Origin of the sequence: Pseudomonas sp. NyZ480 (assembly GCF_029537255.1) — a bacterium.
GTDB lineage: Bacteria > Pseudomonadota > Gammaproteobacteria > Pseudomonadales > Pseudomonadaceae > Aquipseudomonas > Aquipseudomonas taiwanensis.
Genome location: NZ_CP120626.1, coordinates 3,848,199 through 3,863,407 on the forward strand (window position 1 = coordinate 3,848,199; position 15,209 = coordinate 3,863,407).

The window sequence follows — 15,209 nt, forward strand, 5'->3', positions numbered from 1 at the left end:
GCGTCCTCAGATGACGATCAGGTCGGCTTGCAAGGCGCCGGCCTGCTTCAGTGCTTCGAGGATGGCCATCAGGTCGCTGGGCGCAGCGCCCACCTGATTCACTGCCCGCACGATTTCATCCAGCGTGGTACCCGGGCCGAACTTGAACATCGGCTTGGCTTCCTGCTGCGCATTGACTTTCGAGCGCGGCACAACGGCAGTCTGGCCATTGGAGAACGGCCCCGGCTGACTGACGATCGGGTCTTCGGTAATGGTCACGGTGAGGCTGCCGTGGGTCACGGCGGCAGGTGAAACCTTCACGTTCTGGCCGATGACGATGGTACCGGTACGCGAATTGATGATGACCTTGGCCACGGCCTGGCCTGGGTCGATCTCAAGGTTCTCTAGAATCGACAGGTAATCGACACGCTGGCTCGGGTCCATCGGCGCGGTGACCCGCACCGAGCCGCCATCGATTGCCTGGGCCACGCCTGGGCCGAGCAGGTCGTTGACCTTGTCGACGATGTGCTTGGCCGTAGTGAAGTCCGGGCGATTGAGGTTCAAGGTAAGGCTGTTGCCCTGGTTGAAACCACTGGGTACCGCCCGCTCGACGGTAGCACCACCAGGAATACGGCCGGCCGACGGAACGTTGACGGTAATCTTCGAACCATCACGCCCTTCGGCATCGAAACCGCCCACCACCAGATTGCCCTGGGCGACGGCATAGACGTTGCCGTCGATACCCTTGAGCGGCGTCATCAACAGGCTTCCGCCACGCAGGCTCTTGGAGTTACCAATGGACGAGACGGTGATATCCACTACCTGGCCGGGCTTGGCGAAGGCCGGCAGGTCGGCATGCACCGACACCGCGGCAACGTTCTTGAGCTGTACGTTGCCGGAACCGGCCGGCACCTTGATGCCGAACTGCGACAGCATGTTGTTGAAGGTCTGCAGGGTGAACGGGGTCTGGGTGGTCTGGTCACCCGTACCGTTGAGCCCCACCACCAGGCCGTAGCCGATCAACTGGTTGGAGCGCACGCCAGAAATGCTGGCGATATCCTTCAGGCGTTCGGCATGGGCACCGAAGGTGCAGGACAGAAGCAGGGTCGCGGCAAGCAGCTGCCTTACGTTGAACATGGTCATCCGCACTCAGAAGGGCCAGAGCGGGCTGACGAAGAAGCGATCCAGCCAGCCCGGCTGACTGGCATCGGCGAAGGAGCCGGTGCCCGAATAGGTGATGCGCGCATCGGCCACACGGGTCGACGGCACGGTGTTGTCGGTGGCGATATCGTCAGCACGGACCAAGCCCGCAATGCGCACCAGTTCCTCGCCGGTGTTCAGGGTCATCCACTTCTCGCCGCGCACGGCGATGATGCCATTGGGCAGCACGTCGGCGACGGTGACAGTGATCGAACCGGTCAGGGTGTTGCCCTGGGTGGCCTTGCTATCGCCCTTGGTGGCACGCTCACCGCTGTAGCCCGCCTCGAGGGAAAGGTCGCCACCACCGAACGGGTTGTTGGTATTGGGCGTGGTCCCGAACAGCGAGGTCAGGCCAATGTTGGCATTGCTGTTCTTCTGAATCTGGGAACCTGCGTTCTTGCTGGCCGAGGTGCGTTCGTTGAGGGTGATGGTGATGATGTCACCGACCCGGAACGCCTTGCGGTCGCTGTACAGGTTCTGATCGAAGCCCGCCTGGTAGATCGAACCGTTGTTGGCCGCTGCCGGCAACGGGGTGCGCGGCAGGACCGGCGCGTAGTACGGGTCGTTGGGCTTGGGTGTCGGAGCGACACAACCTGCCATCAACACCGCCCCCCCCAGGGCGAAAACGGACAACAAACGATTCATGACACTTACCTCATGCTGCAACTGAACTAGGAGCTAGGAACCAGAAGCCGGCGTTACAGCTGCTGAGTGACGAACGACAGCATCTGGTCGGCAGTGGAGATGACCTTGGAGTTCATCTCGTAGGCGCGCTGGGTGGTGATCATGTTCACCAGCTCTTCCACGGTGCTGACGTTGGAGTTCTCCAAGGTCTGCTGCAAGGTGGTACCGAAACCGTTCAGGCCTGGGGTACCCACCTGTGGGGCGCCACTGGCGGCGGTCTCCAGGAACAGGTTGTTGCCCATCGCCTGCAGGCCGGCCGGGTTGATGAAGTCAGCGGTCTGAATGTTGCCGATGACCTGGGCGGCCGGGTTGCCGGCGGTGGTGATCGACACGGTGCCGTCCTGGCCGACGGTGAAGGTCTGGGCGTCGTTTGGCACGACGATGGCCGGCTCCAGCGCCAGGCCATCGGCGTTGACGACCTGACCATCAGAGTTCAGGTGGAAGGTACCGTCACGGGTATAGGAAACGGTGCCATCGGGTTGCAGGATCTGGAAGAAACCACGGCCGTTGACGGCGATGTCCAACGGGTTCTCGGTGGTCTGCAGACTACCGGTCTGGAAGTTCTTCTGGGTGCCGACGATGCGCACACCGGTACCGACCTGCAGACCCGACGGCAGTTCGCTGTCCTGGGTGGACTGCGCGCCCGGCTGACGCTTGATCTGGTAGAGCAAGTCCTGGAACTCGGCGCGATCACGCTTGAAGCCGGTGGTCGAGACGTTGGCCAGGTTGTTGGAAATGACGGTCAGGTTGGTGTCCTGGGCGGACAGGCCGGTTTTAGCGACCCAAAGAGCCGGAAGCATCAGTGTTCTCCTCGTGCGCCTGTTTTACGGCACCCTTTCAAATGTGATTAGCCGATTTGCAAAACACGCGCCATGGCTTCATCGCCTTCCTTGGCCGCGTTCATCATCTTGACGTGCAGTTCGAATTGACGGGACAGCGCGAGCACCGAAGTCATTTCTTCGACGGCATTGACATTGCTGCCCTCCAGGAAACCGGACACCACGCGCACATTGACGTCGGCGTCGGCCGGCTGGCCATTCTGGGTGTGGATCAAGCCATCCAGGCCTTTGGTCAGGCCCTTGGTGTCGGGGTTGACCAGTTTGATGCGATCGACCTCGGCCATCACCCGGGGGTCTTCACCCATGGCACGGATACTGATGGTGCCGTCGGCGCCCACTTCCACCTTCTGCTCTGGCGGAATGGCGATCGGACCACCGTTGCCGATCACCGGCATACCGTTGCCGGCGCGCAGCACGCCCAGCGCATCGATGTTCAGGCTGCCGGTGCGCACGTAAGCCTCGCTGCCATCTGGCGCCTGCACGGCGATGAAGCCCTGCCCCGCGACTGCCACGTCCAGTTCACGCCCAGTCTCGACCATCGGCCCTTCGCTGAAGTCGGTCGCGGGACGCTCAGTCATCGCGAACGCACGCGCCGGAAAGCTGTCACCGAACACCGGCATCGAGCGCGCCTGCTCCAGGTCACGCTGGAAACCGTTGGTGGAAACGTTCGCCAGGTTGTTGGCATGGGCCTTCTGCGCCAGCGCGTTCTGGCTGGCGCCGGTCATGGCCACGTAAAGCATCTTGTCCACAGTCATCCTCCGCTGCACTGGCGATCATTTGCCGCTCGCCGTTGCTGTGCAGGCTTTAAAGCAAGTTCCGAACCAACTTTCTTAAATCGTGAAAAAGCCCGTAAATACGGGCTTTCGAGGGGCTGGTGACCGGCACTGACGTCGGTTATCCGGCGCCGGGTTGCCGCTGGCGGCAAAGACGATGGCTTGTTAAGACCTCGTCGCCGGCAAGATCCCAAGTGGCGCTATGGCTCCCTGCAGCCACCATTGGTGTATGGCCCGGCGAACTTCTTCCAGCCATCACCCGGCGACCATTGCGAACAGACCAGCCGGCCATCCGCCTGGCTCTCCCAGCGCCACCAATAAGCGGTGCCAGCCTGGACCTGGGCAAGGCAAAAAACGGCGACCAGCGCAATGAGCCACTTGTTCATGCTAACTCCATGAAGCGGGGCCGCCCTGCAGCCCCTACCCTCAATCCAGCATCAGGTCATCTGGATGATGGTCTGCATGATGGTGCTTTCGGTGGAGATGGTCTTGGCGTTCGCCTGGTAGTTGCTCTGCGCCTTGATCAGCTCGACCAGCTCTTGCGTCAGGTTGACGTTCGAGGCTTCCAGCGAGTTGGACTCGACGCTACCCAGAGTACCGGTCTTCGGCGAGTCAATGCCCGGAATACCCGAGGAGTAGGTCTCGGTCCAGCGAGTGCCGCCAATCTGCTGCAGACCCTGTTCGTTGGCGAAGCTGGCCAGGGCCACCTGGCCGATGGCGCGCGACTGCTGGTTGCTGAAGCTTGCGAACATCACGCCGGTGGAGTCGATCGACAGGCTCGACAGGATACCGGTGGCGTAGCCGTCCTGGGACTGCGACATGCGCGCGGTTTCCGTGTTGTAGGACGTGGTGCTGTTCATCGACAGGCGCATGCCCGCAGCGTTTTCCGCAGAACCGTTGGAGGCCCAGTTACCCGAAGCATCCTTGGCGGCTGGAATCCAACCCTTGAGGGTGAAGGTATTGTTGGTCACGTCCCACTGGGCACCGGCCGGAGCACCCACAGGAATGCTGGCAGGGTCGGTCGCCATCGACGCCACGCTACCGTCGGAGTTGAAGGTCATGGACGCCTCCAGCGGGGCAGCCGACGTCGGGTCCATCGGATTGCGGCCATCGATCAGGGTGTACATGGTCCACTGGTTCGTCCCGGTCTTGCGGTAGAACTGCTCCATGGTGTGCTCGTTACCCTGACTGTCATACACCTTGGTCGGGAACGACTTGGTATAGGTAGTATCGTCGGCCGGGTCGAACGCCGGACCGGCAGGCGTGGCGCTCGGCAGCGGAATGATGTCCGCCTCGGAGTTCAGGTTGATGCCCTGGTCGATCAGGGTGGTGGCCTTCGGCGCCAGCGAGGAGGTATCGATCTTGAGATCGGTCAGTACGCCACGCTTGATGTTGCCGTTCTCGTCGGCGGCATAGCCTTGCAGGCGCAGGCCGTCCGAGGTGATCACGTAGTTATCCTTGCTGTTCTGGAAGGCACCGGCACGGGTGTACACGCGCGCACCGTTGTCAGACAGGATGAAGAAGCCCTGGCCTTGGATACCCATGTCCAGTACGTTGCCGGTGTTGTTGACGTCGCCCTGGCTGAACTGCTGGGAGATCGCTGCCAAGCGCACACCGTTACCCACCTGGTTCTTGCCCACGCCCAGGCGGTTGGCCCCCGCGTATACGTCTGCGAATTCGGCACGGGAGGATTTAAAGCCGGTGGTGTTGACGTTGGCGATGTTGTTGCCAGTGACGTCCAGTTGCTTGTTGGCCGCGTACAGACCGCTAAGGCCGATATTGAAAGACATGTAGTTGCTCCTTTTCTTGCCGTTCTATCGGCCTTAGATACCGATGGTTTGTACGTCGGACAGCGAAACCTTGCCGACACCCGCCAGGTTCAGCACCATCTCGCCGGTGGTGTTGAAGCTGACGCTGGTGACCTTGGCTGGCAGCAAGGTATTCATCTGCACCGCCTTGCCGTCCACCGTGGTAGTGGCGGTAAAGGTGTAAGTGCCCGGATCGACCTTCTCGCCCTTGCTGTTGGTACCATCCCAGATGAAGTCGGCATAACCGGCCTTCTGCTCGCCCAACTCGATGGTCTTGACGGTGTTGCCATCCTTGTCGGTGATAGTGATCTTCGCTTCGCTGATGGCTTGGGGCACCACGAACTGCGCGTTGAAGCTCTCAGTGGTGTCGACGATGGCCTTGTCGTTCTGCACGATCACCGAACGACCGACCAGCGAGGACGCCTGCAGCGCTTGCGACGAAGCCATGGCGCTGGTGATGGCGCTGACCGACTCGTTCAACGAGGTGATGCCTTCGAGGCTACTGAATTGCGCCAACTGTGCGACGAATTCGCTGTTGTCCTGCGGATCCAGCGGGTTCTGGTTCTGCATCTGGGTGACCAGCAACTGCAGGAAGGCATCTTTGCCCAACGTCTGGTTGCCGGTCGCAGCGCTGGTAGTCGTGGTCTTCTTGGCGCTGCTGGTGGTGACACCTGACGCCGCGATGACGTCATTGAGGTTCACACCACTGGTGCTATCGACTGCCATGGTCTGGATTCCTTATCACTGACCCAGGGTCAGTACTTTCTGCATCATGTTCTTGGCGGTGTTCATCAGTTCGGCGTTGGTCTGGAACGCACGGCTGGCGGAGATCATGTCAGCCATCTCCTCGACCACGTTGACGTTGGGGTAGTAGACGTAACCGTCCTTGTTCGCCGCCGGATGGTTGGGCTCGTAGCGCGCTTCCAGGTTGCTCTGGTCTTCGATGATGCCCTTGACCTGAACGCCTTGACCGGCTTCACCCTGGTCTTCGAACAGCGACTGGCTGACGCCGCTCTGCGCGTTCTGGAACGTGGTGGCGAACACCGGGTGGCGAGCGCGGTAGGTCTGGTCGATGCTCGACGAAACGGTCTCGGCGTTGGCGATGTTGGAGGCCACGGTATTGAGACGCGTGTTCTGCGCGCTCATGCCGGAGCCTGCGATGTTGAAGACACTGGACAGGGACATGGTTACTCTCCGCGCAGGGCCGAAACCAGCCCTTTGAATTTACTGTTGAGCAAGGTGAAGCTGGCCTGGAAGCCCATGGCGTTTTCCGTGTAGTTGGCCTGCTCTACCTGGGCGTCGACGGTATTCTGGTCGATCGACGGCATCGCAGGCGTACGGTACTGGAGGGTATCGTCCGCCATGGCCAGGCCTTCGGCCTCGATGTGCCGGCTGTTGGTACGCTCCATGGCGAAGCGCCCGCTCTGCTGCTTCTGACTCTCGGCGGCGAGCACCGACGAGAAATCCATGTCACGCGCCTTGTAGTTGGGCGTGTCGGCGTTGGCGATGTTGTTGGCCAGCACTTCGGCACGCTGGGCGCGGAAGCCCAGGGCCTTTTCGTGAATGCCAAGCGCCTTGTCGAAACTGATGCTCATGTCAGGGAACCTTCAAAGGTTGACCAGCGTGTGGTTGCCAAAGCTTTAGCAAGTGCTGTGCCAAACCTGTAGAAGCCCATGTTTGCGGGGTTTTTGCGGTTACCGGCAGCGCCGGCATGCCAGAAAAGCGGCAAAGTGCTTCCGCCTGGAGATGCCTGAGCGGCAATTGCCGGACGGCAAAAGCGGCAAAACAAAAAATTGACGTCAGAGGGCAGATGGCGGGGCGATGGGAGTTGGTCGGGAGCGCTGCGGCGGTCGCGCGCGCGCGCCACAGATGTTATTGGCCGTGAACAAACGTAGGAGCGAGCCTTGCTGGGGATGCGCCGCGCGGGCGGCGCTCGATCTCACAGGCGCCACACCCCACAGACAAGCACCCGCCCCCTCCTGATCACTTGGCCTGGTAGATGATCCCCGGGCTGCACTGCACCATCTGGTAATGATCCGGCAGCCCGTTCAGCGCCTCGGAAGCGCCAAGGAACAGATAACCACCCGGTTTCAAGGTGCTGTGAATGCGCATCAAAATGTCTTTCTTCACCTGCGCCGAGAAGTAGATCAGCACGTTGCGGCAAAACACGATGTCGAACTTGCCCAGCGCCGCATAGCTGTCGAGCAAATTGAACGAACGGAACTCGACACGGCTACGAATGGCCGGCTTCACCGCCCAACGCCCTGGCCCCTTGGTGTCGAAGTAACGCTGCAACCGCTCCTGGGACAAACCACGGGCAATCGCCAGGCTGTCATACTCACCCGTCTTGCAGTTGTTCAGCATCGAACCGGACAGGTCGGTGGCGACGATCTGCGCTCCCATCTTCAACTGTCCGAGGTTGCTGCGCTCGAACTCGTCCAGCGCCATGGAGATGGAGTAAGGCTCCTGCCCCGACGAACAGGCCGCCGACCAGATGCGCAGACGCTGACCCGGATTGTTCTTGATGAACTCCGGAACCACCTTGTTCTTCAACACTTCGAACGGATAGGTGTCGCGAAACCACAGGGTCTCGTTGGTGGTCATGGCATCGACCACCTGCTCGCGCAGCCCACTACGCGGCTGCGTCTGAATACGCTGGACCAGCTCGCCCAAGCTCTTGATGCCCTGCTGCTCCATCAGCTTGTTGAGACGGCTGGAGACCAGATACTGCTTATTCTCGCCCAGCAGGATGCCACAGGCTTTCTCCAGGAATACCCGGAACTGTTCGAAATCCAAATTACCCGTAGACACTAACGCCGCCTCTTTTCAATCACTGGTGTCGGGAGCTGTCCCCCCAACTGCTTCAATGCGTTGCCTTGATCCGGTCGACCACGCGCTGGGCAAGGTCGTCCGGCTTGAATTTGGCCAGGAAGTCATCGGCGCCGACCTTCTTGACCATGGCCTGGTTGAACACCCCCGACAATGAAGTATGCAGGACGATGTGCAACTTTTGCATACGCGGGTCACTGCGAATCTCCGCAGTCAGCGTATAGCCATCCATTTCCGGCATTTCAATGTCCGAGATCATCATCAGGAACTCCTCCTCGGGTCGCTTGCCCTCGTCCACCAGCTTGCGCAGGTAATCCAGGGCCTGACGACCATCGTTGAGCGCCACCACCTCGACACCGACCGTCTGCAGGCAACGACTGACCTGCTTGCGCGCCACCGACGAGTCGTCGACAGTAAGCACCCGAAGCAGCACGGCCTTGTCCTGCACCTCGGCATCGACCACGCCGGCGGACACCGACTCGGACGACGGCGCCACTTCGGCCAGCACCTTCTCCACATCGATGATCTCGACCATGCGGTTGTCCACCCGGGTGACCGCCGTCAGGTAGTGATCGCGCCCAGTCCCCTTGGGTGGCGGATGGATCTCTTCCCAGTTCATGTTGACGATGCGCTCCACCGAGTGCACCAAAAAGCCCTGAGTCTTGGTGTTGTACTCGGTGATGATCACGAAGCTGTTGCGCGTGTCTTCCGTAAGGCCGGGCAAACCGGTCGCCATCGACAAGTCGAGGATCGGGATGGTCGCCCCGCGAATATTGGCCACACCACGCACCACCGGATGGGACTTGGGCAGCAAGGTCAGCTCCGGGCACTGCAGCACTTCCCTGACCTTGAATACGTTGATGCCGTAGAGTTGCTCGCCGTTGAGGCGGAACAACAGCAACTCCAGGCGATTCTGCCCCACCAGTTGCGTGCGCTGGTTGACCGAATCCATAACACCAGCCATGCCAGACTCCTTTACTTGTCAGCCTATGTACCGAGTCGGCACGGGCTTTGCTTTTTTGAGTGCCATGTACACGAAAACGACATTTTTCCGACGATTGACCCGCCTGCTGAGCAGCACGCTCGCCGCGCTGTGCCTGCTGGCACCCGGTGCTCGTACGCTGGCGGACGCGTTCACCTTGCCTGAACAGCTTATCGGTGTCACCCAAGGGTTTCTTGAATTTACCGTTGAGGATTACCTGGCCACGACCCAGACCGCGGGCCGCTACGACATCCAGGTCAATTCGCTCGACCCGCGCCTACGCATGCCACTGTGCAGCCAGGCCTTGGACGCTTCGCTGGAAAGCCCGGCCCAGCCGCTGGGCCGGGTAACGGTGCGCGTACGCTGCGATGGCAGCGCCCCCTGGACGGTATTCGTGCCGGCCACCGTGCGGCTGTATCGCGACGTGGTGGTGGCCACCCGCCCACTCAAGCGCGGCAGCACGGTCGGCGAGGGTGACGTCGCCCTGCGCGAACGGGATGTCGGAACGCTGAACCAAGGCTTTCTCACCGAACTCGACCAGGCGCTTGAGATGAAAGTGCTGCGCCCCACGGTGCTCGACCAGGTCTTGACTCCCCAACACCTGGAACAGGCCGACGTCGTGCGCAAGGGCGACCACGTGGTGATCGTTGCGCGCAGCGGCACCCTGAGCGTGCGCATGCCAGGCGAAGCGCTCAGCAAAGGCGGCATCGGCGAACAGATCCGCATCCGCAACCTGAACTCCAAACGCGTGGTAAAAGCCCGGGTCACAGGCCCAGGGCAGGTGGAGGTCGCCATGTAGAATGGACTGGCAGTGAGGAACTGCTTTTCCTAAACTGTGTCAGAAATCGGGTTCGCGAGCGCGCTGCCAGGCGGCTATGCATTTGTGCCTAAAGTTTCTTTCGGGTTGGCCGAAAACAAGGCAAGCGTCCAAATACCCAGAGGTTTCTGATCATGGTCATCGACTTCAGTCGTTTGAATAACTCTCCGTCCATCACGGGCGGCGTACGCGGCAACACCGCGTCCGGTAGCGCCGACAAAACCGGCGAAACCCAAGAGGCGCCGAAAAGCGCCAGCGCCAGCGGAGAAGCGGTACACCTCAGCCAAGAGGCTCAGCAGTTGCAGAAGATCAGCGACAAGCTGCGCGATCAACCCGAGGTCAACAGCGCCCGTGTGGCCCAGTTGAAACAGGCGATCGCAGACGGCAGCTACCAGGTCGATGCCGGCCGGGTCGCCAGCAAACTGCTTGATTTCGAAGCCCAGCGCTAACCTTACGGCGCGCTGACTTCACGGACGCTAATAAAGGCCTAAGAGTTAGCCATGCACGATATCACTCTGCTGCAACTGATCGAAGACGACATCGCCCCCACTCAGGAGCTGCTCGAGCTTCTTGAAAAGGAAGCGCTGGCCCTGCATGGCCGCGACATGATGGTGCTGGAGCACATTCTGGCCCGTAAGCAGTCTTTGATCGTCTTGCTGGAGCAGCAGGGGCAGCGACGCAACCAGTTGCTCACCCAGCTGGGCCTGAGCCCCGACCGTGCTGGCGTGCAAGCCCTGGCCGCACAATCGTCCAACGGCGAAATCATCATGCAGCAGCTTGATGTACTCGGCCAATTGCTGGATGCCTGCAAGAAGGTCAACGAGACCAATGGCCGTATCATCCAGATGCAACAACACACCACGGCCAACCAGATCCGAATTCTCAACGGTGGCGACTCTCCGTCCCTGTATGACAGCCGTGGCACTACCTCGCCAATGAACAAGCCCCGGGCGCTCAGCCAAGTGTGATTAGTTCTATCAAGGCACGGAACATAATGGCAAAATGCCGTAACTTGCGTGTGCCGTTTTTGCCTGGAGATTGATAACCCGTGTTCAATGAAACCGACGCTCCGCAGCCACCAAAGGTGCTGACCACGCCTTTGGAGATCGCGGCCAACCTACGCCAGTTGCAGGAAAGCCACGATCCTCTGATCATCACCTTCCATGAGCGTAGCCAGCGGTTCCAGAGTTACGTGGTGCAAGTGGACCGCGATAGCGATGTCCTGGCCCTGGATGAAATGATCCCGCGCGATGGCGAAAAATTCATCGAGAACGGCGAACCCTTCCGCGTCGAAGGCTTCCACGATGGCGTGCGCATCGCCTGGGAATGCAACGATCAGCTGCGAATCAGCGAAGTCGATGGTCACCGCTGCTACCGTGGCGGCCTGCCGAGGGAGATGACCTACCACCAGCGTCGCAATGCCTTTCGCGCTGCGCTGAAGCTCTCGCAACTGGTCGACGTCATCCTTGACGGCACCCACCTCAAGGGTAACGGTGCCCTGCGTGGCAAACTGCTGGATATTTCGGCCACCGGCTGCAAACTGCGTTTTGAAGGCGACGTTTCCGAGCGCCTGCAGCTGGGCCAAGTGTACGAACGGTTCAAGTCCGGCAACCCCCTGGGCCTGGTGGATACCATGGTCGAGCTGCGCCACCTGCACTTCGAAGAGCGGATCAACACCACTTTCGCGGGCGTGCGCTTCCATAACCTGAACGGCCAGGCGCAACGCAAGATCGAAAGTTTCGTTTACCAGCTGCAGCGTGAAGCGCGCCGGTTCGACAAAGACGATTATTGATCGCTCGCCTCCTCCGCGAACGCCACCCAATGGGTGGCGTTTTCGTTTTTCCGCCCGGATGACTTGCAGCCTAACAAGCAGCTCCCCTTTGCTGCAGCGTTTCCAGGTTACCGGCCAAAGCCCGACCGTTTAGTGTGTCCCGCACCGCGCCAAGAACGCTTCGAGCCGAGGACACACGATGCTGCATCGCACATTTACCGCCGAATTACATTGCCAGCACGGCCGGGTAGGCGTTGTCGAAACACCGCTGGCAGCGCACCCGCTTTACGCCGCCGACCAGGACGGCTGGCTGTGCACCGAAGATTATCGAGGCGCAACGCTGAGTTTCAGGCCGATCACGTTCGAATTCGTGTTCATCGAGGAAAAACATGACCGCACCCTTTACCGCATCCAGTGCGCGGACACCTGGGAGTATCGAGGTGCGAGGCTCCAACAGAACAAGAACGGCTGGCTTGGCCTGTACGGGACGCACGTGGCAGGAAGGATCATCGACGCGCTGAATCCTGTGAACCTGCTGCCCACCCGCCAGACGATCTGGAAAATCGAAACGCTACAGCCATGGGATGGCGACATCCAGAGCGCCGAGAACATCGAGTTCTACCTACGCGACAAGGACGGCTACAGGGTGGCACACATCAAAAGCGTCTACACGAGGAACAAACCGCATTTGCATCACTGGTTTCTCAACGCCGGGAACATGGACGGCGAGATATTGAGATTCCAACTGCGTAACATCACGGTTGCCTGAGGCGATCCGCGATGGCCCCACCGGCCACTGCGGATTGCTCACCGCGTCAAACCGAACGGTCCATCTCTGCCTCAGGCTTGACGCCATTGGCCCTTGGCGCCTGATCTTCCTCGGTATCCTCCGCCGCTACCGGCGCCTGCATCATGTCCTGCACGGTCTGTTCGTCAACCCGCGGGTCAAGTGCCGCCGACAGCGGCGAGCCCGCCGCCGGCATCGCCACGTGACCCAGCGGCGCGTCCTGCACCTGATGCAGACCGGTAACCGCTTTCGGTCGGATCCGCCATACCAGTACCAACGCGAAGAACACGAAGAAGGCGTACAGCATTTGCGCGCCCAGCACCTTCATGAGCACCCCCGCTGCCAAGGGCCCTATGCACGCACCCACGCCGTAGGTGACCAGCAGCATGGCGGTCAATGAAACCCGTCGCTCGCTTTCGACGTGGTCATTGGAGAATGCCACTGCCAACGGATACAGGCAGAACTGCAACAGAGAAATCACGAAGCCAATGCCGAACAGCAACTCCAGCGGCACACTGGGCAGGAAGGCCAAAGGTGCCGAAGCCAGCGCCAGCCCCACGGCGACGCTGCGGATCAGCACCGCGCGATCGTAGCGATCTGATAGCCAGCCCAACGGCCACTGCACCAGCAGGCCGGCAAAGATGCAGCTACCCATGAACAGACCGATCTGTTCGGTAGACAGCCCTTGGCTGGAGGCATACAGCGGCGCCAGGCCGTAGAACGAACCGACGATCAGGCCCGAACCCAACACCGTGCTCAGCGACTGCGGTACCCGCTTGATGAAGAACTTCGGCTCCATCGGTGCCGGGCGCAGCGGCGCCGGGTGAATCCGCCGGGTCATGGCAACCGGAACCAGGCACAGGGCAAAGCACATGGCGACCAGCATCAGCAGCTCAGGCCCCAACTGCGGGTGCACCACCAGGATCAACTGACCGAGTACCAACCCCAGGTACGAGGCGATCATGTAGCCACTGAACACCGCACCACGGTGCTTGGCATCCGCCTGCTCGTTGAGCCAGCTTTCGATCACCATGTACTGGCACATCATGCCCAGGCCGACGATCATCCTCAGCCCGACCCAGACCGGCAGCCAATTGGTCAGGCCGTGGCCCAATACCGCCGCACCTACGATTCCGGCACAGGTCGCGTAGGCACGAATGTGCCCCACCCTGCCGATCAGTCGGTGACCGACCTTGCCGCCCACCGCCAGGCCAAAATAGTTGGCCGCCATCAGCGCACCCACCCACAGGCTGTCGACATGATCGGCCGCCAGGCGCAGGGCCAGGTAGGTACTGAGCAGGCCTGAGCCGATCAGCATCATCAAGGCCGCGAAATACAGCGACTGAAACGGCTTCCAGATGTTACGCATACGTCCCGTCTAGCTCCCTGGTCAGGTGGCGTTGGTTGCAGGCAAGCATAAAAGTAAATCGGCCACGGCGCAGGCCCTTGAAGGTGAAATACCTGGTCAAAGGCGCATCCAGTCGTGCTTGTGTCGCGTTCAGGCCTGTGTCGCAAGCACTCGCCGCTCCCAAGGCGTGATCTCATCAAAGAAATCCGTCAGCTCCATCGTCTTGGTGGCCAGGTAACCCTCGATGAACTCATCCCCGAACAGCTCCCGCGCCAGCCCACTGCGCTGGAGGCGCTCCAACGCAGCGTGCAGCGTGCAGGGCAGACTCAGGTGTTCCGGCACCTCGAACTCGCCCTGGATGGCCGGCGTCGGCTGCAGGCGCTGCTCGATACCGTGCAGGCCCGCCGCAAGACTGGCGGCAATAGCCAGGTAAGGGTTGGCATCCGCACCTGGTAAACGGTTCTCGACCCGCCGCGCCGCCGGCGCGCTGGCGGGAATGCGCAAGCCCGCGGCGCGGTTGTCCTGCGACCAGCAGGCGTTGTTCGGCGAGGCATACGGGTGGCACAGGCGCTGATAGGAATTGACGTTGGGCGCGAACAACGCGGTGAAGTCGGCCAGGCAGGCCTGCAAGCCACCGATGAAGTGGTAGAAGGTCTCGGTCGCCTGGCCCTGGCCATCGCTGAACACAGTGCGCCCTGTGTCGATCTGCACCAGGCTCTGGTGGATGTGCATCGAGCTACCAGGCGTCCTGGCCAGTGGCTTGGCCATGCAGACCACGGTCAGGCCATGCTTGAGCGCCACTTCCTTGAGCAAGTGCTTGAACAGGAAGGTCTGGTCAGCCAGCAACAGCGGATCACCGTGCAACAGGTTGATCTCGAACTGGCTGACGCCCATCTCGTGCATGAAGGTGTCACGCGGCAGGCCCATGGCCGCCATGCACTGGTACACCTCGGCGAAGAAAGGCCGAAGACCGTGGTTGGAGCTGACGCTGAACGCCGAGTGACCAAGTTCGCGGCGGCCATCCTTGCCAAGCGGCGGCAAGAAGGGCTGAACCGGGTCACTGTTGGCGGCGAAGACGAAGAACTCAAGCTCGGTCGCCACTACCGGCGCCAGGCCCAGGCTAGCGTATCGGGCGATGACTGCTTTTAGCAGACCGCGCGTGGACAAGCCTGACGGATTGCCACTCAGCTCGTTGGCGTCGCAAATCGCCAAGGCCAGCCCCCCGTCGCTCCAAGGCAGACGATAGATGTGAGCCGGGTCTGCAGCAAGGGCCAGGTCACCGTCGTCGCTTCCGTAGAACTTCGCCGGAGGATACCCCCCCATGATGCATTGCAGCAGGACTCCGCGCGCCATCTGCAAGCGCCGGCCTTCGAGAAAACCTTCGGCGGTCAT

General features: G+C 61.0%; 18 protein-coding genes. 5 read left to right on the forward strand and 13 right to left on the reverse strand.

Features of this window, described 5'->3' with window-relative positions:
* Positions 1-6: 6 nt before the first annotated feature.
* The 11 genes from P3R38_RS17610 to P3R38_RS17660 all read right to left on the reverse strand — a co-directional run bounded on the left by P3R38_RS17610 (position 7) and on the right by P3R38_RS17660 (position 9,076).
* Positions 7-1,122, reverse strand: a complete 1,116-nt coding sequence (locus P3R38_RS17610) for a flagellar basal body P-ring protein FlgI (RefSeq protein WP_023381559.1) — start codon at positions 1,120-1,122, stop codon at positions 7-9.
* Between the two features lie 6 nt (positions 1,123-1,128).
* Positions 1,129-1,824, reverse strand: a complete 696-nt coding sequence (gene flgH, locus P3R38_RS17615) for a flagellar basal body L-ring protein FlgH (RefSeq protein WP_023381560.1) — start codon at positions 1,822-1,824, stop codon at positions 1,129-1,131.
* A gap of 53 nt (positions 1,825-1,877) precedes the next feature.
* Complete coding sequence (flgG, locus tag P3R38_RS17620) at positions 1,878-2,663, reverse strand: flagellar basal-body rod protein FlgG (RefSeq protein ID WP_023381561.1); 786 nt, start codon at positions 2,661-2,663, stop codon at positions 1,878-1,880.
* A gap of 47 nt (positions 2,664-2,710) precedes the next feature.
* Complete coding sequence (flgF, locus tag P3R38_RS17625; RefSeq protein WP_023381562.1) at positions 2,711-3,451, reverse strand: flagellar basal-body rod protein FlgF; 741 nt, start codon at positions 3,449-3,451, stop codon at positions 2,711-2,713.
* Between the two features lie 224 nt (positions 3,452-3,675).
* On the reverse strand, positions 3,676-3,861 hold the full coding sequence (locus tag P3R38_RS17630) for a hypothetical protein (protein WP_104881393.1): 186 nt from the start codon (positions 3,859-3,861) through the stop codon (positions 3,676-3,678).
* Between the two features lie 51 nt (positions 3,862-3,912).
* Positions 3,913-5,265, reverse strand: coding sequence for a flagellar hook protein FlgE (flgE, locus tag P3R38_RS17635; RefSeq protein WP_023381564.1), 1,353 nt, complete (start codon positions 5,263-5,265; stop codon positions 3,913-3,915).
* Between the two features lie 33 nt (positions 5,266-5,298).
* Entirely contained in the window at positions 5,299-6,009 is a 711-nt protein-coding gene (flgD, locus tag P3R38_RS17640) for a flagellar hook assembly protein FlgD (protein ID WP_023381565.1), read from the reverse strand.
* A gap of 15 nt (positions 6,010-6,024) precedes the next feature.
* On the reverse strand, positions 6,025-6,468 hold the full coding sequence (flgC, locus tag P3R38_RS17645; protein ID WP_023381566.1) for a flagellar basal body rod protein FlgC: 444 nt from the start codon (positions 6,466-6,468) through the stop codon (positions 6,025-6,027).
* A 2-nt stretch (positions 6,469-6,470) separates the two neighbouring features.
* The gene (gene flgB / locus P3R38_RS17650) at positions 6,471-6,878 is read right to left on the reverse strand and encodes a flagellar basal body rod protein FlgB (RefSeq protein ID WP_023381567.1); all 408 of its coding nucleotides are present in this window, start codon (positions 6,876-6,878) and stop codon (positions 6,471-6,473) included.
* 388 nt (positions 6,879-7,266) lie between these two features.
* Positions 7,267-8,094 carry a protein-glutamate O-methyltransferase CheR gene (gene cheR, locus P3R38_RS17655; RefSeq protein WP_277686470.1) on the reverse strand — a complete coding sequence of 276 codons (828 nt, stop codon included), beginning with the start codon at positions 8,092-8,094 and terminating at the stop codon, positions 7,267-7,269.
* A 52-nt stretch (positions 8,095-8,146) separates the two neighbouring features.
* Positions 8,147-9,076, reverse strand: coding sequence for a chemotaxis protein CheV (locus tag P3R38_RS17660; RefSeq protein ID WP_023381569.1), 930 nt, complete (start codon positions 9,074-9,076; stop codon positions 8,147-8,149).
* A gap of 64 nt (positions 9,077-9,140) precedes the next feature.
* Here P3R38_RS17660 and flgA point away from each other — a divergent pair, with 64 nt between their 5' ends.
* From flgA to P3R38_RS17685, 5 genes are all read left to right on the forward strand, one after another.
* Positions 9,141-9,893 (forward strand): flagellar basal body P-ring formation chaperone FlgA, encoded by a 753-nt coding sequence (flgA, locus tag P3R38_RS17665; protein ID WP_023381570.1) that lies wholly within the window; start codon positions 9,141-9,143, stop codon positions 9,891-9,893.
* 152 nt (positions 9,894-10,045) lie between these two features.
* On the forward strand, positions 10,046-10,360 hold the full coding sequence (gene flgM, locus P3R38_RS17670; protein WP_023381571.1) for a flagellar biosynthesis anti-sigma factor FlgM: 315 nt from the start codon (positions 10,046-10,048) through the stop codon (positions 10,358-10,360).
* A gap of 51 nt (positions 10,361-10,411) precedes the next feature.
* A complete protein-coding gene (locus P3R38_RS17675) occupies positions 10,412-10,879 on the forward strand; it encodes a flagellar protein FlgN (RefSeq protein WP_023381572.1) in 468 nt (155 codons plus the stop codon).
* Between the two features lie 80 nt (positions 10,880-10,959).
* Positions 10,960-11,703, forward strand: a complete 744-nt coding sequence (locus tag P3R38_RS17680) for a flagellar brake protein (protein WP_023381573.1) — start codon at positions 10,960-10,962, stop codon at positions 11,701-11,703.
* Between the two features lie 178 nt (positions 11,704-11,881).
* Complete coding sequence (locus tag P3R38_RS17685) at positions 11,882-12,451, forward strand: hypothetical protein (protein ID WP_023381574.1); 570 nt, start codon at positions 11,882-11,884, stop codon at positions 12,449-12,451.
* A 46-nt stretch (positions 12,452-12,497) separates the two neighbouring features.
* Here the strand turns inward: P3R38_RS17685 and P3R38_RS17690 are convergent, their stop codons facing one another.
* A complete protein-coding gene (locus tag P3R38_RS17690) occupies positions 12,498-13,838 on the reverse strand; it encodes an MFS transporter (RefSeq protein ID WP_277686471.1) in 1,341 nt (446 codons plus the stop codon).
* Between the two features lie 129 nt (positions 13,839-13,967).
* Positions 13,968-15,209, reverse strand: a complete 1,242-nt coding sequence (locus tag P3R38_RS17695; RefSeq protein ID WP_277687230.1) for a glutamine synthetase family protein — start codon at positions 15,207-15,209, stop codon at positions 13,968-13,970.